Genomic DNA, 17,050 nt, shown 5'->3' on the forward strand with positions numbered 1-17,050 from the left:
AGGCGACCGGCGGGCTAGAGCTGGCGGTAACGGGCCAGGTGCGCCTCCGCCTTGTCCTGAGCCCGACGGTAGCGCCACAGGGCCAGCCGCGCCCTGAACCCCTTCTTGCCCCCGAGCTCAGGCTCAGGCTTGTCCAGCGCCACAGGAGGCACGTAGTCAGGGTGGGCAGTGGTGTCCACCTCCAGGGCACCGGTCAGTGACTGGCGTGGCCAGGCCAAGGTGCTGGGCACCGACAAGGTGACATAGTTCGGCCTCTGGCTGGCACGGACCTCATCAGGGTGATTGATGGCCTGGGGACGGGGAGGGTTGGCCATCCAGGCGCAGACGTAGAGGACTACACGGCTTGCCAGGTGAAGCCACAGGATCAGGACCACCAGGGCGGCGAAGGAGGCCAGCATCGGGTTCTTCGACGCCGAGCCGACCGCTCCGGTCCCCAGCTGGCGCAGCACGCCGAAGACCAGGCCTCCCAGGGCTGCCCCGACCATCATGTCCCTGCGCGGGACCCGAGGACCGGACAGACGGATGATGAGCGCCAGGACGCCGGCGTCGATGAGGAAGGACAGGGCGAGCGTCAGCAGACGCACGCCGGTTCCGGACAGCCAGTCGGGGAGGAAGCCCATCGCCCCGGCCACCGCCCCGGTGAGCACCGAGGCCAGGGCCGTGGCCACCACCGCCACCATGATGACGAGGAAGCCAGCGAGGTTGGCCAGCTGGTTGACCACAGGGTTGTGCGGCAGGGTGACGATGCCGAACATGGCACGCACGCCGTTCTTGAGCGCGCCCATGAGTCCCATCGCGGAGTAGAGCAGGGTGAGCGCTCCAATGACGGAGCCAAGGTTAAGGGCTGAGTCCAGGGTGAGCTGATCGATACTGACCAGACCATCACCGCTGCCGTCGTCGACGACTCCAGGCAGCATGGAGTCGATGGCCTCAAGCGCAGCCTCCTTCATCGCAGGGTGGCGGCCGATGGTCGCCATGAGGACGCTGACGCCGATCGCCAGGCCCGCGAAGACGGAGAACAGGCCCGTGTAGGCGATACCTCCTGCCAGCAGCCCGCCACGGACGTTGCTGTAGCGGGCCAGCATGCGCCCGGACCGGCTGCGGTTCCACAGCTCCAGTACCGCCTGGAGGCGGGCCGTCACTGCGCCCAGCCCGCCCTCGCCCTGGTGCTCCTGGTCTGCCTGTGCCGTGGGTTCGTCCTCCTGGTGGTCCTGGGAACGGGCAAGTCGGCTGTCCTGGGCACGAGTGGTGTCCATCGAGAGTCTCCTGGGAGGTGTGTGAGGGGCACGACCCGTCTGGGGCCATCAGCATGTCGCTCCTCCAGCCTAGCGCGGTGGTCCGGGCGGCGCGCTTGGCGCGCGGCGGGCGGCGGGACCGCACAGCGCCCCAGGCACGTCTGGCAGGATGGAGCCATGTCCTACGAGAGCACATCCGCCGCCCACGACCCCGTCTTCTCGCCCGCGCTGTCTGCCGACGAGGGCGTCGCCGCTGCCACTGACCTGTTCCGCGAGGCCTTTGGCTGTGAGCCCGACGGCGTGTGGTACGCCCCCGGCCGCGTCAACGTCATCGGCGAGCACACGGACTACAACGGCGGCCTGGCCCTGCCCATCGCCCTGCCGCACCGCGCGCACATGGCTCTGCGACGCCGCGAGGACCGCACCATCCGGCTGGTCTCGCCCCAGACCCGGGAGACGATCGACGTCCTGGACCTCGACCAGATCGGTCCCAAGGGCACCCCGGGCGAGGTCCGGCACTGGAACGCCTACGTCGCCGGCGTGGCCTGGGCGCTGGAGCAGGACGGGCTGGGGCCGGTCTCCGGCTTTGACGCGGCCCTGTACTCCTGCGTGCCGCTGGGTGGTGGGCTGTCCTCCTCTGCCGCGCTGGAGGCAGCCACCGTCGTCGCCCTGGACGAGGTCAATGACCTCGGCCTGGCCGGTAGCGCTCAGGACCCTGACGACGCCGGCCGCGCCCGGCTCGTGAGCTCCTGCGTACGAGCGGAGAACGAGATGGCTGGCGCTCCCACCGGAGGGATGGACCAGTCGGCCTCCCTGCGCTGCCAGGAGGGCCACGCCCTGGAGCTGGACTGCCGTACCGGAGAGGTGGCCCAGGTTCCTCTGGACCTGGCAGGCTCCGGGCTCGCGCTGCTGGTCATCGACACCAAGGCCAAGCACTCGCTCGTCGACGGCCAGTACGGCGCTCGCCGAGCCGCCTGCGAGAAGGCCGCCTCGATCCTGGGGGTGGACCTGCTGGTTGAGGTCACGCCCGAGGACCTTCCCCAGGCGCTTGAGCGCCTTGCGGCCAGTGGCGAGGACGGTCGCGAGCTGGTCAGGCGCACGCGCCACGTGGTCACCGAGATCCAGCGGACCAAGGACCTGGTGTCCCTGCTCAGCGACGGTCGTGCGCTCACCGGGGACAAGCTGGCCCGGGTCGGCGCGCTGCTGGACGCCTCCCACGACTCGCTGCGTGACGACTACGAGTGCACCTGTCCCGAGCTCGACGTCGCCGTCGACGCCGCACGCGCGGCAGGCGCGCACGGAGCGCGGATGACCGGGGGAGGCTTCGGCGGCTCGGCCATCGCGCTGGTGGACGCTGGGGCTGTTGAGCAGGTGGCGCGCGCCGTCGTCGAGGCCTACGCGCGTGAGGGCTTCGGCTCCCCCGCCTTCCTGGACGCCGTCCCCTCCGCGCCGGCGGGCCGCCTGGCCTGATCTCCAGCCAGCCCCCAGGCCCGTGGGTCGCAGGCCGCCCCTGAGGCGTCCCTGAGGCCCACGGGTCTGTGCGTCAGGGACAGCTTCCTCCTTGAGGAGGACCTCAGACGGCGGCAGGCCTCCCTATGCTGCTGCTCGATCCCGTCCCCTCTTACCCTCGGTGGAGGCACCCGTGAAGCGCTACGTCCTTCCCGCCCTCAAGATCCTCATCGCCCTGGTGATCGCCGTGGCGTTGACCAAGATCGCCTTCTTCCCCAGCCAGAAGGAGGGCACCGCTGCCGGCCCGACGCCGGGCTTCTCCGTAGGGACGCAGACCACGACGGTGACGGTGGGGGACATCGCCAACACCATTGACGTCAAGGGACAGATCGTTGAGGACGCTGCGCTGGAGGCGCAGGCGACCCTGGAGGGCGTGGTCGAGGGCTTCTCCGTGGACAAGGGAGCCACCGTCACCCAGGGCGAGCCGCTGCTGACGATCCGCAGGACCGAGCCCCAGGAGCCCCGGATCGTCGAGGACCCGGCTGAGGACGCCCCACGCGAGATACCTCAACCGGACAAGGTCACGCGCGCCGTCGTCTACGCCCCGGCCACCGGCGTGGTCTCCTTCAACGTCATCAAGGACCAGCAGACCAACGTCGGCATGGTGGTGGCCACCGTCTCCCCCGGCACCTTCTCCGCCACCGGCACTATCACCCCCTCCCAGCAGTACCAGCTGACCAACGCCCCCACCACCGCCCAGCTGACCCTTGAGGGTGGCCCGGCGCCATTTGAGTGCCAGGGCCTGAGCATCGGCACGAAGGCCAGGACCTCGACGACGACGGACCCGTCCTCCGGCGACGTCACCACGACCACCGGCGACGGCACGAGCGTGGAGGTGCGCTGCCCTGTTCCTGGGGACCAGAAGGTCTTCCCCGGTCTGCCAGTGACGATCGGTATCGACGCTGGCTCGGCGACCGGGGCGCTGCTCGTACCCGTGACCGCCGTCGAGGGATCGACGACCCAGGGCAACGTCTGGGTCGTCACCGATCCCGAGGCTCCTGAGAAGGCCGAGAAGCGCGAGGTCGCGCTCGGTATCAACGACGGCGTGAGCATCCAGGTCACCGAGGGGCTGGCCGAGGGTGAGGAGATCCTCCTCTTCGTCCCGGGCAAGGACATCACACGCACCGGTGAACCGAACACCTGCGACGAGTACGCCTGCTACGACGAGAACGGGCAGGAGTACCTGTGACCACCTCCGTCCTGACTCCCTCCTCACCACCTGCCAGTGGTGAGCCCTTGCTGAGCCTGCGCGGGATCGCCCGTACCTTTGAGGTGCCCGACGCCAATCCGCTCCACATCCTCACCGACGTCAACCTCGACGTCCACCCCGGCGAGCACGTGGCCATCGTCGGGCGCTCAGGAACCGGCAAGTCCACGCTACTCAACATCCTGGGACTCATCGACCAGGCCAGCGCTGGCAGCTACCTCCTCGACGGCGAGGACACCGCCACGCTGGGAGAGTCCCGCCGGGCACACCTGCGCGGACGCACCTTTGGCTTCGTCTTCCAGACATTCAACCTCATCCCGGGCCTGACGACGACGGAGAACGTCGCCGCCCCGCTGCTCTACGACCGGGGGCTGGCCTTCTGGGGCCGCAACGCCCGCGCCGAGGAGCTGCTAGCAGCAGTAGGCCTGGAGGACAAGATCGGCGGGTCGATCAACCGCCTTTCCGGAGGAGAGCAGCAGCGTGTGGCCATCGCCCGGGCGCTGGCCCGCAAGCCACGGATCATCCTGGCTGACGAACCCACTGGTGCCCTGGACGTGGACACCGGTGCCTCGGTGATGAGCCTGCTGGAGTCCCAGTGCGCCCACACCGGTGCGGCGCTCATCATCATCACTCATGATCTGGCCGTGGCCAGCCGGGCGCGCACGCAGTACCGGCTGGAGGAAGGCCGCCTGACGCCCATCAGCGTGGAGCATCGCACCCACGGGTCCCTCCAGACCCTGGAGGAGGTACCAGCGTGAACGGGTTTCTCACTGGCGTGGCCGGCGCCCTGGTTGAGGCCTGGGCCCAGCTGCGCATCGGCAAGCTGCGCGTCATGCTCTCCCTCATCGGGGTGGCCGTGGCTGTGGCGGCGATGACCTTCATCATCGCCTTCGGGCAGGTCTCCTCCGCGGTGCAGCAGGAGCTGGTGGAGAAGTGGGCCGGGCGTCCGGGCACCGTGGAGATCATGGTCTCTCCCGTCTCCGACACGGGCGACGGCGCCGCCGCAGGCGGTCCCGACCTCGCCGCCAGGGCGGGAGGGGAGACCAGTCCTGGACGCTCAGGCGATGACGCCCGGGCACGGGTAGCCGCGGCTCGCGAAGACTTTGTCAACCGCTACGACATTACGAGGTGGGCCACGAGCTACCACCAGAAACTGCGCCTGAGCCTGGGTGACGGACCGGCCGCGGTGTCCGCCACGGTGGTCTCCGCCGGCTACGGCCTCATCCACCCCACCCAGATCACCCAGGGCCGGTGGCTGTCCGCGCAGGACGCCGACGACCTGTCCCCCAGCATCGTCGTCTCCCGCTCACTACTCACCCGGCTGGGGATCGAGGAGCTGACCGGGCCTGTCCAGGTCACCGGCCTGGCGCCGATGAGGGCCACCTACACGATCGTGGGGGTGCTGCCAGCCGACCCCAGCAGCGGCCAGTACTGCCCGCCCGGGATCGGCGGGACATGCCACGAGGAGCTGACGGCCTTCGTCCTGGCTGAGCCCTTCGAGAGGCTCTTGCCGGCCACCGTCGAGCACGATGAGCCGGTCCTTGAGGTGTGGGCGGGTGCCGGTCGCTCCCAGGAGATGACTGAGCTGGCCACGACCTATTTTGATGGCGTCTTTGGGCGCGGGGCCACCAGCGTCTATGACAACGACTTCTCCCAGTCCGAGGACTTCAACCGGATCTTCACCCTCTCGGTGACCGGGGCCGGCGTGTTCATCATGCTCCTGGGCGCCCTGGGACTGATCAACATCTCCCTGGTCACCGTGCGCCAGCGCATCCACGAGATCGGCGTGCGCCGATCCTTCGGGGCCACCAACCGGCGCATCTTCTTCTCCATCATGCTGGAGTCCGTGGTGGCCACGGTGGTGGCTGGCGTGGTGGGCATCATCATCGCCATCATCGCGATGCGTGTGGTCCCGCTGGAGACCCTGATGCAGACCGAGATCACGAACCAGCCCCCCTTCCCGATGTCCGCCGCCTTCATCGGCCTGGCGGCAGCCAGCGGGGTCGGCGCCCTGGCAGGTATCATCCCGGCCATCGTGGCGGTGCGGATCCGGCCGATCGACGCCATCCGGATCTAGCCAGCACCTCCTGCCCAACCGGGACCGGTGAGCCACTGGCCTGAGGCAGAGATGCTACCGCTCAGCCCCAGTCCTCCCGCAGGAGGCTTGAGGCGGCACGACGCCGCGTGTAACCGACCGCAGCGACGCCTGCGCCGGCCAGGCACAGGGGCATGGAGAGGAGCCACAGCGCTGCGGCGGCCTCGCCGTCGAGCGCCCAGGAGGCGAGGACCGGGAACAGGGCCGCGGCGAGCATGATCGTCAGGCCGGTGATGAGCAGGCGCCTGCCACGGGCCTGGTGACGGTGGGCACGCTCCAGGTCCGTCTCCGCCTCCGCAGCAGCGCTGATCTCGTCCACCATCACCGTCTCCTACCTTCAGCGCCCTGGGAACAGCACAATCCTACGTCCCGCTTGACCCGGCGCGAGGCTGACAGCCACGTACCCTGGTCATATGCGAATCGCGACTGTCAACGTCAACGGCATCCGTGCTGCCGCCCGCAAGGGCATGGGAGCGTGGCTGGAGTCCTCAGCACCTGACGTCCTGCTACTGCAGGAGGTGCGGGCGGACGAGCAGACGGCTGCCGCCCTCCTGCCCGGCTACTCCTCCCTCATCTGGCCCTGCCGGGTCAAGGGTCGCGCAGGAGTGGGTGTGGCCGTCCGTGAGGGTGGGCCTGTCCTCCTGGGGCAGTCGCGGTACGGCGTCGCCGGAGGGGGCGAGGAGCCGGACGTGGACTCTGGACGCTGGCTGGAGGTGGACCTGCTGCCTGCCGAGGGCGGGGACGGTCCTTCTCCGGTCCTCACGGTCATCTCCGCCTACCTTCACTCAGGCCAGATCGGCACTGAGAAGATGGACCAGAAGTACGCCCACCTGGCGCTGGTCGACACCCGCATGGCCCAGCTCCTGGCAGACGCTGAGGCGAACGGCCCACAGGTCGTCATGGCGGGCGACCTCAACGTGGTGCGCAGCGAGCGAGACATCAAGAACTGGAAGTCGAACCACAACAAGGTCGCCGGCGTCCTCGACGAGGAGATCGCGCACCTGGAGGGCTGGTTCGCCTCCGGGTGGGTGGACGTAGCCCGTCACCTGGAACCTGACGCTCAGGGGCCCTACACCTGGTGGTCTCAGCGGGGCAAGGCCTTCGACAACAACGCCGGCTGGCGTCTCGACTACCAGGTCGCTACCCCGGCCCTGGCTATCAAGGCTGCGAGCGCCGTCGTCGACCGCGCCGCCTCCTATGCCGAGCGCTGGAGCGACCACGCACCGCTCGTGGTGGAGTACGAGCGCTGAGGATCCACGCCTGACGGAGCCAGGCCGACGACCGGTCCTGGCCCGCTGAGACCGGGTAGGCCACGAGAGGAGGGACTGGGATGAGGATCGTCCTGGCGCTGGGCGGCAACGCCCTGCTCCCGCGTGGTGCCGCACCAGACACCGCCATCCAGGTGGCCAAGGTGCGCCTGGCCGTGGCGGCGCTGCTACCGCTCGCCACGCACCACGAGCTGGTCATCACCCACGGCAACGGACCTCAGGTGGGACTGCTCGCTGCGGCCACGGCCTCCTCGGAGCTGCCCGCAAACGTCTACCCGCTGGACACTCTCGTGGCCCAGACCCAGGGCATGATCGGTTTCTGGATCACACAGGCGCTGTCTGACGCCTTGCCAGGGCGCGCGGTGGCGGGGCTGCTCACACGCACCCTCGTGGACCCTGCTGACCCGGCGATGGCCCGTCCTAACAAGTTCGTCGGTGCGGTGCTCAGCGAGGAGGAGTCACGGTTGCTGGCCGCAGAGCACGGCTGGACGATGGCACGCGACGGCGAGCACTGGCGTCGCGTAGTCCCCTCCCCCACGCCCCGCTCCGTCCTGGAGGCCGACGTCGTGGATCGGCTCCTGGACCAGGGGGCCGTGGTGGTGTGCACCGGTGGCGGGGGCGTGGCCGTGCGCTCGTGGGAGGACGGTACGCACGAGGGCGTCGAGGCGGTGGTGGACAAGGACCTGGCCTCGGCGGTGCTGGCCGAGCAGATCGGGGCCGAGCTGCTCATCGTGCTGACCGACGTGCCCGGGGTGGTCGAGGGCTACGGGACCCCCGAGGCACGACTGCTGGAGGAGGTCACGCCGGCCCGGCTCCGTTCCCTCGGCCTGCCGGAAGGGTCCATGGGACCTAAGGCTGAGGCCTGCGCCTCCTTCGTCGAGCGCACCGGCGGGCGCGCTGTCATCGGGGCGCTGGGCCAGGCAGCCCAGATCGTGGCGGGCAGGGCAGGGACCCAGGTGGTACCGGGCTGATCCTGCCCGGGCCGTTCCAGCCGGATGGAGGAGCAGCACCGACAGGACGGAGGCGCTGTCGTCCCCTGAGTGGGTGACGACGGCGCCTCCTGGTACCTGGTACCGCTCAGGCCTGGCGCTCGGCCGTCTCGACGACGTTAGCCAGCAGCAGGGCACGGGTCATGGGGCCCACTCCCCCGGGGTTCGGCGAGAGCCACGAGGCGACCTGGTCGACGCCGTCGGCCACGTCCCCCATGATGCGGCCCTTGCCCGTGGAGGGGTCCACCACGCGGCTGACTCCCACGTCCAGGACCACGGCGCCGGGCTTGACCATGTCAGGACTGATGATCCCGGCCGAGCCCGCGGCGGCGATGACGACGTCAGCGCGGCGCACGTGCCCAGCCAGGTCCGCGGTGCCGGTGTGGCAGACGTCGACGGTGGCGTTGACGTCCTTGCGCATGAGCAGCAGGCCGATCGAGCGGCCCACGGTCACGCCTCGACCGACGACGCACACGTCCTTGCCCGCCAGCTCGATCCCGTGACGGGTGCTGAGCTCGATGCAGGCGCGCGGGGTGCACGGCAGCGGCGAGGTGATCGGCTCCGAGCCACGCAGGACCAGGCGCCCGAGGTTGGTCGGGTGCAGACCGTCGGCGTCCTTGTCCGGGTCGATGCGCTCCAGGATGGCGTTGGTGTCCACGTCCTTGGGGAGCGGCAGCTGGACGATGTAGCCGGTGCAGGCAGGATCGGTGTTCAGGCGGTCCACCGCCTCCTCGATCTCCGTCTGGGTAGCGGTCGCCGGCAGGTCCACGCGGATGGAGGCGATACCGACCTCGGCGCAGTCGGCGTGCTTGCCAGCCACGTACTTGACGCTGCCCGGGTCCTCGCCCACCAGGACGGTCCCGAGCCCCGGGGTGATACCGCGGGCACGCAGGGCGTCCACCCGCTCCTTGAGCTCGGTCTTGATCGCGGCCGCTGTCGCCTTGCCGTCCAGGACCTGGGCGGTGCCGGTCCAGGGGGCCCTCACTGGTCCAGCCCCGGGTAGAGCGGGAAGGCCTCGGTCAGGGCCTGGACACGGGCACGCAGGCCAGCGAGCAGCTCGTCGTCGGCCTTGCCCGCGGCACCAGCGACCAGAGCGGAAGCGATGACGTCCGCGACCTCAGTGAACTCGGTGGCGCCGAAGCCGCGTGTCGCCAGCGCCGGGGTACCGATGCGCAGGCCCGAGGTGACGCGGGCCGGACGCGGGTCGAAGGGGACCGCGTTGCGGTTGACGGTGATGCCAGCGGCGTGGAGGAGGTCCTCAGCCTGCTGGCCGTCCAGGGCGGAGTCTCGCAGGTCGACGAGGACCAGGTGGACGTCCGTGCCGCCGGTGACCAGCGTGATGCCAGCCTTCGCGACGTCCTCACGCAGCAGACGCTCGGCGAGGATCGCCGCGCCCTCGACGGTGCGGCGCTGACGGTCCTTGAACTCCTCGGTGCCGGCCACCTTCATGGCCACGGCCTTGGCGGCCACGACGTGCATGAGCGGGCCGCCCTGCTGGCCGGGGAAGACCGCGGAGCTGAGCTTCTTGCCCAGCTCCTCGCCGCGCGAGGAGATGATCATGCCCGAGCGCGGGCCGCCCAGGGTCTTGTGGACCGTGGTGGATACGACGTCGGCGTAGGGGACGGGGCTGGGGTGCAGGTCCGCGGCGACGAGGCCGGCGAAGTGAGCCATGTCCGTCCACAGGGAGGCACCGACCTCGTCCGCGATCGAGCGGAAGGCCTCGAAGTCGAGGTGGCGGGGGTAGGCCGACCAGCCGGCGATGATGACCCTGGGGCGCTCGCGCAGGGCGGCCTGGCGCACCTGGTCCATCTCGATGCGGTGGGTGCGCTCGTCCACGCCGTAGGCGGTGGCGTTGTACAGGCGGCCTGAGAAGTTGATCTTCATGCCGTGGGTGAGGTGGCCGCCGTGGGGCAGGGCGAGGCCGAGGATCGTGTCACCCGGCTGGGCCAGGGCGTGGAGGACGGCGGCGTTGGCCTGGGCGCCGGAGTGCGGCTGGACGTTGGCGTAGTCGCCACCGAAGACCTTGAGGGCACGTTCGATGGCGAGCGACTCGGCGACGTCGACGACCTCGCAGCCACCGTAGTAGCGCTTGCCGGGGTAGCCCTCGGCGTACTTGTTGGTCAGGACCGAGCCCTGGGCCTGGAGGACCGCGCGGGGAACAAAGTTCTCCGAGGCGATCATCTCCAGGGTCTCGCGCTGGCGGGCGAGCTCGCCGTCCAGGACGGCGGCGATCTCCGGGTCGAGCTCGACCAGCGGCATGGCGTTGAGTGAGGTGGCGGCAGGACCAGTCATGGTTCTCCTCGGTGCGTTGTCTGAGCGCGGCGTACCGCGCGGGGCGTCGACCTCGGCCCAGGCGGGCGACCAGGTACAGGTGCGCGCTCGTGGCCGGATACGGCAGGCCAGCAGCGAGGCTGGTGGGCGGTCAGGCCGTGAGCACGATCGCCGCTCCCCGGTGGTGGTCCACCCGAACGCCAGTCACGACGACGGGGACATCGTAACGCCCCAGGGTGTCGATGAGGCGGACCAGGGCAAAAATCCCCGCTTACGGGGGGGCCGGGCTCCGACACGAGAAAAACCGACACGGCTCTCAGCATCCCGGTAGTACCACCACGACGAGCACGCTGAACCCGTCAGCGCACGGAACGCCACGACGCACCCAGCGTCAGCGCCACAACCTCACACGCTTCCCACACGGAAGCACTCCCCGCCAGAACACTTCAGATCACGCAGCCTCAGCCTCTGTTCCGAGACAGCAGCGTCCTCGTCCTCACGCATCTCCTGCGGTGAGTCGACAGCCATACAGGCAGGCTACCAAGCCTGCCCACCTCTCGGACCTGGAGTACCGCTGTCGGGCCCCATCGCTAGGCTCTGGTCATGAGCGCCACCCCGACTCCCGCTACACCTGCAACGACGGCAGCCTCTGCCTCCTCCCCCGCCGCAGGTGACACCCAGCACCTGGTCCTCACCCTGTCCTGCCCTGACCGTCCAGGTATCGTCCACGCGGTCACCGGGGCCCTGGCCCGTCGCGGCGGCAACATCACTGAGTCCCAGCAGTTCGGTGACGCCGAGTCCAGCCTGTTCTTCATGCGCGTGGCCGTGCTGACCCGAGTTCCCCGCACCGAGCTTGAGGCGGACATCACTGAGCTCGCCGCCACCTATGAGATGCGCTGGTCCCTGGACGAGGCCGACCGCCCCGTCCGTACCCTTCTCATGGTCTCCAAGGAGGGTCACTGCCTGTCTGACCTGCTCTTCCGTGCCAAGAGCCAGGGACTGCCCATCGACGTCGTCGGCGTGGTCGGCAACCACGAGACCCTGCGTGACGTCGCTGAGTTCTACGGCGTCCCCTTCCACCACGTCCCGGTCACGAAGGACACCAAGGCAGAGGCTGAGGCCGCGCTCCTGTCGCTGGTGGACTCCCTGGAGGTCGAGCTCGTGGTGCTGGCCCGCTACATGCAGATCCTCTCCCCTGCCCTGTGCGAGACCCTCCACGGCAACGTCATCAACATCCACCACTCCTTCCTGCCCTCCTTCAAGGGCGCCAAGCCCTACCAGCAGGCTCACGAGCGCGGAGTCAAGCTCATCGGCGCCACGGCCCACTACGTCACCCCGGACCTGGACGAGGGACCCATCATCGAGCAGGACGTCACCCGCGCCTCACACACCGACTCCGCCCTTCAGCTCCAGCGCAAGGGTCAGGACGTCGAGCGCCGTGTGCTCGCCCAGGCTGTCAAGTGGCACGCCGAGCACCGGGTGCTGCTCAACGGCCACCGCACGGTCGTCTTCGCCTGAGCCCTCAAAGACAGCAGACGACGGCGCAGCCAGCCTGCGTCGTCGTCTCCTATCGCGCTGACACTCGCCGCGTCACAGGGCTGACGAACGCTCCTTGGCCTGGGAGCATAAGGCCATGGCTCATGACGACCCGACCACGCCCCTCGGCCCGAGCGCCAGCGAGCTCCTGGCACGCGCCACACACCACGCCGACGCCTTTGTCCCCGTCGCCCGCAGAGCACGCGTTGCCGTCGTCGTCTGCATGGACAACCGGATCCACCCGGCGGCCCTCCTCGGCCTGGACGACGGCGACGCCTACATCATCCGCAACGCCGGCGGCATCCTGACCGACGACGTCCGCCGGTCCCTGGCCGTGGCACAGCACGCGCTAGGCGTAAAGGAGATCATCCTTATCCACCACACCAACTGCGGCATGGAGGGCCTAGAGGACCAGGCCTTTGCCAGCCAGCTCGCTGACACCGCCGGAATCCGCCCCACGTGGCGCCCCGGCGGCTTCGCCAGTGCCGAGGCGGACGTGCGCGAGATGCTGGCCGCTCTCGCCTCAGACCCGCATATCCCAGCAGGTGAGCGCGCCCGGGGCTTCGTCTACAACCTCACCACCGGGAGGCTGAACGAGGTCAGTCGCTGACGACGGCGCCGCGGCGCACCACGGTCACGGGCCTCAGATCTGCGTCCGTGACCACGACGTCACCCCAGCACCCAGCCTCCAGCGCGCCGATACTGTCGTCACCGATAACGCGTGCCGGCTGGACCGAGGCGCTGTAGACCGCGTCCAGCAGGTCCACCCCGCCCTTCCACGTGGTCCGTACGACGTCGATGAGGTGCGCGGTCCCACCGGCGATAGCACCGCCGTCGCTCAGGCGTGCCACGCCGTCGGCCACCGTCACAGGCTGGGAACCCAGGACGTAGTCGCCGTCCGCCATCCCGGCAGCAGCCATGGCGTCAGTGATAAGGACGATATTCCCCTTGCCGACCAGTTCAAAGACCTCACGCACGATCTGCGGGGACAGGTGCACGCCGTCGCCGATGAGCTCAACGACGCAGTGCCAGTTCGCGGCGCCGGCCAGGAAGGAGGGCACCGGCCCGGGCTTGCGGTGGTGAATGGGACGCATACCGTTGAACAGGTGGGTGACCGTCGGCAGTCCCGAGCGCACCGGCTCGCCTGCCACCAGCCGTGCCTGGATGCGGGCCTCGGCGTCTGCCAGTGCCTCACGCACCGGCCCGGCCTCAGAGTCGGTGTGGCCGAAGGAGGGCAGCGCGCCGCCGGTCAGCAGAGCCTCAATAACGCCGTCGTCTCCAGTGACACCGGGCTTCTCCGGGGCGATCGTCATGGTCACCACGTGCCCGCGGCCAAGCTCCAGCAGCTCGCGGGTCAGGGCCGTGTCCGGGTCGGTGATGTAGGTGGGGTCCTGGGCTCCGCAGCGCTCAACCGAGACGAAGGGGCCCTCGAAGTGGATACCGGCGATCTCGCCTTCCTCGGCGAGGTCGGCCAGGAGCCGGGTACGTTCCTTAAGGACCTCACCACTGGCCGTCACGCAGGAGGTCACGAGGCTGGTGGTCCCGTGGCGACGGTGCTCCATGACCGCCGTCATCGCCTGCTCGCGGGTGGTGGCGTTGGGGAAGGACTGTCCGCCGCCGCCGTGGCAGTGAACATCAACGAGGCCGGGCAGGAGGTAGCCACCGTCGGGAGCGGGAGTCGCCGCAGCCACGGCCTGGCCGAAACCTGCGCGGTCTGCGCCGGCCACCTCCCCGACCCAGGCGATGTGGTGGTCGGTGAGGACGAGCGCGCCGTCCTCAATGATCTCGAAGGGGGTGATGACTCGGCCGGTGAAAGCGACAGTGCTCATGGGCCGATCATACGGCGTTCCCTTCACCCTATGACCAGTCCCGCCCCCAAGGTGCCCGGTCATTGACTGACACGGTTGACTGCCACGGTCCTTATCAGGGTCGGTAAGCCGTTACCGGGTCATCCCACCACACCGGCGAGTCGAACCTCCATCCGGTCGATCGCGCGCTCGACCCCTGCCTCCAACCTCCCGGAGCGCCGGGCTCCCTCAGCCCAGATCAGTCCCTGTCCGACCGGGCGTACCGCAACCACCCGACCACGGTCGACGAGGATCGGTCGGAACATGCCGTTCATCGACGGACAGATGAGTCTCTCCCCCGCAGCGTCGGTCAGGCACACACGATCCTTGTAGCCCACGTGCAGCTCGTCGAAGGAGGCCAGGAACAGCGTGCCCTGAGCGGCCGTACGAGCCTGGGCCAACAGGTCCGGCAGGTCGGCACGCATATAGAGAACCTCCCCCTCACGTCGCTGCAACGACGACGAGGCAGCACCAACCGCGCCTGCCTGCCTCTCCAGCACACGCACCCGACCTCGGTCCCCGCCCTCCGCCACGGCACGCACGAGGGGCACCAGTCCACGCTCGCTGGCACGGTCCTCGCCGGAGCCAAAGTCCACAGCGTTGCTCAGCTCGACGGCGTCCTCCAGAGCCCGGCGGCTCTCACCAACGGGCAACGTGGTCCAACGAGCAAGGTCCGCCGCGCTGACCGGGCCGTGGCTCGTGGCGTAGCGCCGCGCGATCTCCGCCAGCGCAGCGCGGTGCCCCTCAGTGCCACGAGCACAGCCTCCACTGCCACCAGGACCGGTACCGGCGTGGGGCAGACGCGTGGCGTCAGTGACAAGGTGCTCGTTGCCTCGGCGCGGCCCCTGAACCAGCACGCCTGTGACGTGGAGAGCGAGGATGAGGTGACGGCGGGCGTATCCCTCCGGCATCCCTGCCGCCACCAGCAGGCTCAGCACACCCTCGTCCCGCCACGCCGCCATCAGCTCGGCACGGGAAAGACCCTGCCGACCGTCCTGGCGAGCAGTCTCCAGAGCCGCTAGCGCCGTGCTCCCGGCCCGCCCGAGAACCGCTTCGGTGAAGCCGTACCTCTGACGGTCTGCTTCCATCCAGGTGTCCATACGGTGAGCGAGAGCCGTGCGCACCCAGTGGTGGTCAGCCGCGGTCGTGATGTGCACCGTGCCGCGCATCGGCCAGGAACGGACCAGAGCGCCAGTCTCGAAGGCGGTGTCCACGTCCGTCCGCGTCAGCCCCACCGGCACCCGGGACAGCACCGCGTGCGGCACCGCCGAGGGCTGCTGGCCCTGGACGGCGAGCTGGCGACGTACCGCCTCCACCGGGTCAGGCGCTTGGCTCTGAGGAACCAGACCCTGAGCCACGATCCGCAGCAGGGACTTCTCACGTGGTGAGGTCTGCGCGACCGTCCTCTGACGGGTGGAGGCACCCTTCATCGTTGCCATCGAGCTCCCTTACCTTGAGCCAGGTCGTGCCTGTGCCCTGTACGGACGAGGTCAGAACAGCCGTGAGGTGGGATCGTCCATCCCGCGCATGGCGTCGTAGTCCAGCACCAGGCACTGGATACCACGGTCCTCCGCCAGGACCCGGGCCTGCGGCTTGATCTGCTGGGCGGCAAAGACTCCGCGGACCGGGGTCAGCAGCGGGTCGCGGTCGAGCATGTCGAGGTAGCGGGTCAGCTGCTCCACGCCGTCGATCCCGCCCACACGTTTGACCTCGACCGCGACCGCCCTGCCCTCGCCGTCGCGCACGAGCAGGTCCACCGGGCCGATCGGAGTGGGGTATTCCCGGCGCACCAGGCGGCAGCCAGGGCCGATGAGCTCGGTCTGCTCGGCCAGCAGCTCCTGCAGGTGGGCCTCAACCCCGTCCTTAGTCAGTCCTGGATCCACCCCCAGATCCATGGACTCATCCGAAAAGACCTCGAACAGGCGGATGACCAGACGGTCGTCAGACTTCGTGGCCGTGACCTCCCAGCGTCGGGCGACACCAGTCTCTGCATCTTCCTCATCCACCTCCACCTCCGTCAGGCGTGCCGGCGGGCTCATCCAGTTCAGTGGTTTGTAGGAGCCACCGTCTGAGTGGACGAGCACCGAGCCGTCAGCCTTGACCATGATGAGTCGCTTGGCGCGGGGCAGGTGGGCGTCCAGACGCCCGGAGTAGTCCACGGAGCAGGAGGCAATGACAACACGCACCAACCCAGCCTACCGGGAGGGCAGTCACCGGCATGACGAAGGGCCCGAGTGCCTGGATATCACCTCAGCACGATGGGCAGACTCAGCGCACCGGCTCATAGACCGTCCCCTCAAGATCCCGCATCTGCTTCTCCACGCTCGCTGCCAAGGCTGGATCGTCCACGCGCAGGCCGAGCTCGACGTTGCGCTCCTCGGCGCTGTAGGAGAAGTTCGCGCTGCCTACAAGCAGGAACCGGTGGTCCACACTCAGGAACTTTGCGTGGCTCGTCACCGGCCACTCACCCTCACCTGGGGCCCGCGTGCGCAGAACAACGGCGCCCGGAAGCCTTCGCGCCATCTCATCACTACTCAGTGCCCGTGTGCTCCGTGATCCTCCCCCAGATCTTGCTACGGCACCAGGACTCCGGACGACGCGGCCGCCTCGTTGCACGAACTTGCCGTCAGCCGCCTGAGTATCGACGTACAGCCGAACCGCCACGCCTGGCCGTTCCCGCACGAGCGTCATCAGCGCTGTCCACAGCGAGGAGGTGGGCTGAAGGTTGTAGGTAGCGCAGACCACCGACGTCATCGCACTGCCCACCATGCCAAAGACATCTCCTGTCAGGGCACCCGCGCCCAACAAACCCGCAGGCGCCGTCCACACCGGCTCAGCCATGCGCATCCTGCTCGCAGCCCCGGCTACGGCAGTCAGCACGGCCTCACTACGCTCACGCTCTCGGGGCCCAAGTCCAGCCGCCTCGAACAGCTCCCGGGCCCGAATGCGACGCTCAGCCGGAACGACGACGAGCGCCTGGCTGAGCGTCGCACCGGCGGCCAGACGTGTGGCGACCCCCTCGGCCTCGGTGCCGGTGAGAAAGGCGCCGAGCATCCGCAAGGGCTTGCGATCAGCCGATGGCATGCGACAGCC

Annotated in this window: 17 protein-coding genes; 8 read left to right on the top strand and 9 right to left on the bottom strand. The window is 69.2% G+C overall.

Going from position 1 to position 17,050, the window contains the following annotated elements; all coding sequences use genetic code 11:
- Positions 1-14 precede the first annotated feature (14 nt).
- A complete protein-coding gene (locus HRL51_RS08420) occupies positions 15-1,256 on the bottom strand; it encodes a YihY/virulence factor BrkB family protein (protein WP_216666267.1) in 1,242 nt (413 codons plus the stop codon).
- Positions 1,257-1,412: 156 nt separating this feature from the next.
- Here HRL51_RS08420 and galK point away from each other — a divergent pair, with 156 nt between their 5' ends.
- The 4 genes from galK (at position 1,413) to HRL51_RS08440 (ending at position 6,028) form a co-directional block, all read left to right on the top strand.
- Positions 1,413-2,705, top strand: a complete 1,293-nt coding sequence (gene galK, locus HRL51_RS08425) for a galactokinase (RefSeq protein ID WP_172120267.1) — start codon at positions 1,413-1,415, stop codon at positions 2,703-2,705.
- A 172-nt stretch (positions 2,706-2,877) separates the two neighbouring features.
- Positions 2,878-3,933 carry an efflux RND transporter periplasmic adaptor subunit gene (locus HRL51_RS08430; protein ID WP_244960145.1) on the top strand — a complete coding sequence of 352 codons (1,056 nt, stop codon included), beginning with the start codon at positions 2,878-2,880 and terminating at the stop codon, positions 3,931-3,933.
- Positions 3,930-4,709, top strand: coding sequence for an ABC transporter ATP-binding protein (locus HRL51_RS08435; protein ID WP_244960146.1), 780 nt, complete (start codon positions 3,930-3,932; stop codon positions 4,707-4,709). The genes HRL51_RS08430 and HRL51_RS08435 overlap by 4 nt, the downstream gene beginning before the upstream one ends.
- Positions 4,706-6,028 (top strand): ABC transporter permease, encoded by a 1,323-nt coding sequence (locus tag HRL51_RS08440; RefSeq protein WP_172120269.1) that lies wholly within the window; start codon positions 4,706-4,708, stop codon positions 6,026-6,028. Before HRL51_RS08435 ends, HRL51_RS08440 begins: the two co-directional genes overlap by 4 nt.
- A gap of 61 nt (positions 6,029-6,089) precedes the next feature.
- On the opposite strand, the gene HRL51_RS08445 is transcribed toward HRL51_RS08440, so the two are convergent.
- The gene (locus HRL51_RS08445; RefSeq protein WP_172120270.1) at positions 6,090-6,368 is read right to left on the bottom strand and encodes a hypothetical protein; all 279 of its coding nucleotides are present in this window, start codon (positions 6,366-6,368) and stop codon (positions 6,090-6,092) included.
- Between the two features lie 91 nt (positions 6,369-6,459).
- Here HRL51_RS08445 and HRL51_RS08450 point away from each other — a divergent pair, with 91 nt between their 5' ends.
- Both HRL51_RS08450 and HRL51_RS08455 read left to right on the top strand, forming a co-directional pair.
- A complete protein-coding gene (locus HRL51_RS08450; RefSeq protein WP_172120271.1) occupies positions 6,460-7,296 on the top strand; it encodes an exodeoxyribonuclease III in 837 nt (278 codons plus the stop codon).
- 80 nt (positions 7,297-7,376) lie between these two features.
- Positions 7,377-8,285, top strand: a complete 909-nt coding sequence (locus HRL51_RS08455) for a carbamate kinase (RefSeq protein ID WP_172191264.1) — start codon at positions 7,377-7,379, stop codon at positions 8,283-8,285.
- Positions 8,286-8,391: 106 nt separating this feature from the next.
- Here HRL51_RS08455 and HRL51_RS08460 read toward each other — a convergent pair whose 3' ends face one another.
- From HRL51_RS08460 to HRL51_RS11895, 3 genes are all read right to left on the bottom strand, one after another.
- Positions 8,392-9,288 (bottom strand): bifunctional methylenetetrahydrofolate dehydrogenase/methenyltetrahydrofolate cyclohydrolase, encoded by an 897-nt coding sequence (locus HRL51_RS08460; RefSeq protein ID WP_172191266.1) that lies wholly within the window; start codon positions 9,286-9,288, stop codon positions 8,392-8,394.
- On the bottom strand, positions 9,285-10,595 hold the full coding sequence (gene glyA, locus HRL51_RS08465) for a serine hydroxymethyltransferase (RefSeq protein WP_280528694.1): 1,311 nt from the start codon (positions 10,593-10,595) through the stop codon (positions 9,285-9,287). Before glyA ends, HRL51_RS08460 begins: the two co-directional genes overlap by 4 nt.
- Before the next feature lie 384 nt (positions 10,596-10,979).
- Positions 10,980-11,102 (bottom strand): hypothetical protein, encoded by a 123-nt coding sequence (locus HRL51_RS11895; RefSeq protein WP_280528695.1) that lies wholly within the window; start codon positions 11,100-11,102, stop codon positions 10,980-10,982.
- A gap of 75 nt (positions 11,103-11,177) precedes the next feature.
- Here HRL51_RS11895 and purU point away from each other — a divergent pair, with 75 nt between their 5' ends.
- Positions 11,178-12,092: a formyltetrahydrofolate deformylase gene (purU, locus tag HRL51_RS08470; protein WP_235954212.1), complete on the top strand. Its 915-nt coding sequence runs from the start codon at positions 11,178-11,180 to the stop codon at positions 12,090-12,092.
- 115 nt (positions 12,093-12,207) lie between these two features.
- Positions 12,208-12,720 (top strand): beta-class carbonic anhydrase, encoded by a 513-nt coding sequence (locus HRL51_RS08475; RefSeq protein WP_172120274.1) that lies wholly within the window; start codon positions 12,208-12,210, stop codon positions 12,718-12,720.
- On the opposite strand, the gene HRL51_RS08480 is transcribed toward HRL51_RS08475, so the two are convergent.
- The 4 genes from HRL51_RS08480 to HRL51_RS08495 all read right to left on the bottom strand — a co-directional run bounded on the left by HRL51_RS08480 (position 12,710) and on the right by HRL51_RS08495 (position 17,041).
- A complete protein-coding gene (locus HRL51_RS08480; RefSeq protein WP_172191268.1) occupies positions 12,710-13,939 on the bottom strand; it encodes an N-acetylglucosamine-6-phosphate deacetylase in 1,230 nt (409 codons plus the stop codon). The genes HRL51_RS08475 and HRL51_RS08480 overlap by 11 nt on opposite strands.
- Before the next feature lie 119 nt (positions 13,940-14,058).
- Positions 14,059-15,387, bottom strand: a complete 1,329-nt coding sequence (locus HRL51_RS08485) for a DNA glycosylase AlkZ-like family protein (RefSeq protein WP_172191960.1) — start codon at positions 15,385-15,387, stop codon at positions 14,059-14,061.
- A 60-nt stretch (positions 15,388-15,447) separates the two neighbouring features.
- Positions 15,448-16,143, bottom strand: a complete 696-nt coding sequence (nucS, locus tag HRL51_RS08490) for an endonuclease NucS (RefSeq protein WP_172191270.1) — start codon at positions 16,141-16,143, stop codon at positions 15,448-15,450.
- Positions 16,144-16,225: 82 nt separating this feature from the next.
- Complete coding sequence (locus HRL51_RS08495; protein ID WP_172191272.1) at positions 16,226-17,041, bottom strand: phospholipase D-like domain-containing protein; 816 nt, start codon at positions 17,039-17,041, stop codon at positions 16,226-16,228.
- Positions 17,042-17,050 lie beyond the last annotated feature (9 nt).

The sequence above is a fragment of the Actinomyces faecalis genome (genome assembly GCF_013184985.2).
Taxonomy (GTDB): domain Bacteria; phylum Actinomycetota; class Actinomycetes; order Actinomycetales; family Actinomycetaceae; genus Actinomyces; species Actinomyces faecalis.

Excerpts from the sequence above, each read along its gene's own strand:
- HRL51_RS08420 (WP_216666267.1), bottom strand. The coding sequence starts at position 1,256 with ATGGACACCACTCGTGCCCAGGACAGCCGACTTGCCCGTTCCCAGGAC.
- galK (WP_172120267.1), top strand. The coding sequence starts at position 1,413 with ATGTCCTACGAGAGCACATCCGCCGCCCACGACCCCGTCTTCTCGCCC.
- HRL51_RS08445 (WP_172120270.1), bottom strand. The coding sequence starts at position 6,368 with ATGGTGGACGAGATCAGCGCTGCTGCGGAGGCGGAGACGGACCTGGAG.
- HRL51_RS08450 (WP_172120271.1), top strand. The coding sequence starts at position 6,460 with ATGCGAATCGCGACTGTCAACGTCAACGGCATCCGTGCTGCCGCCCGC.
- HRL51_RS08455 (WP_172191264.1), top strand. The coding sequence starts at position 7,377 with ATGAGGATCGTCCTGGCGCTGGGCGGCAACGCCCTGCTCCCGCGTGGT.
- glyA (WP_280528694.1), bottom strand. The coding sequence starts at position 10,595 with ATGACTGGTCCTGCCGCCACCTCACTCAACGCCATGCCGCTGGTCGAG.
- HRL51_RS11895 (WP_280528695.1), bottom strand. The coding sequence starts at position 11,102 with ATGGCTGTCGACTCACCGCAGGAGATGCGTGAGGACGAGGACGCTGCT.
- purU (WP_235954212.1), top strand. The coding sequence starts at position 11,178 with ATGAGCGCCACCCCGACTCCCGCTACACCTGCAACGACGGCAGCCTCT.
- HRL51_RS08475 (WP_172120274.1), top strand. The coding sequence starts at position 12,208 with ATGGCTCATGACGACCCGACCACGCCCCTCGGCCCGAGCGCCAGCGAG.
- HRL51_RS08480 (WP_172191268.1), bottom strand. The coding sequence starts at position 13,939 with ATGAGCACTGTCGCTTTCACCGGCCGAGTCATCACCCCCTTCGAGATC.
- HRL51_RS08485 (WP_172191960.1), bottom strand. The coding sequence starts at position 15,387 with ATGAAGGGTGCCTCCACCCGTCAGAGGACGGTCGCGCAGACCTCACCA.
- HRL51_RS08495 (WP_172191272.1), bottom strand. The coding sequence starts at position 17,041 with ATGCCATCGGCTGATCGCAAGCCCTTGCGGATGCTCGGCGCCTTTCTC.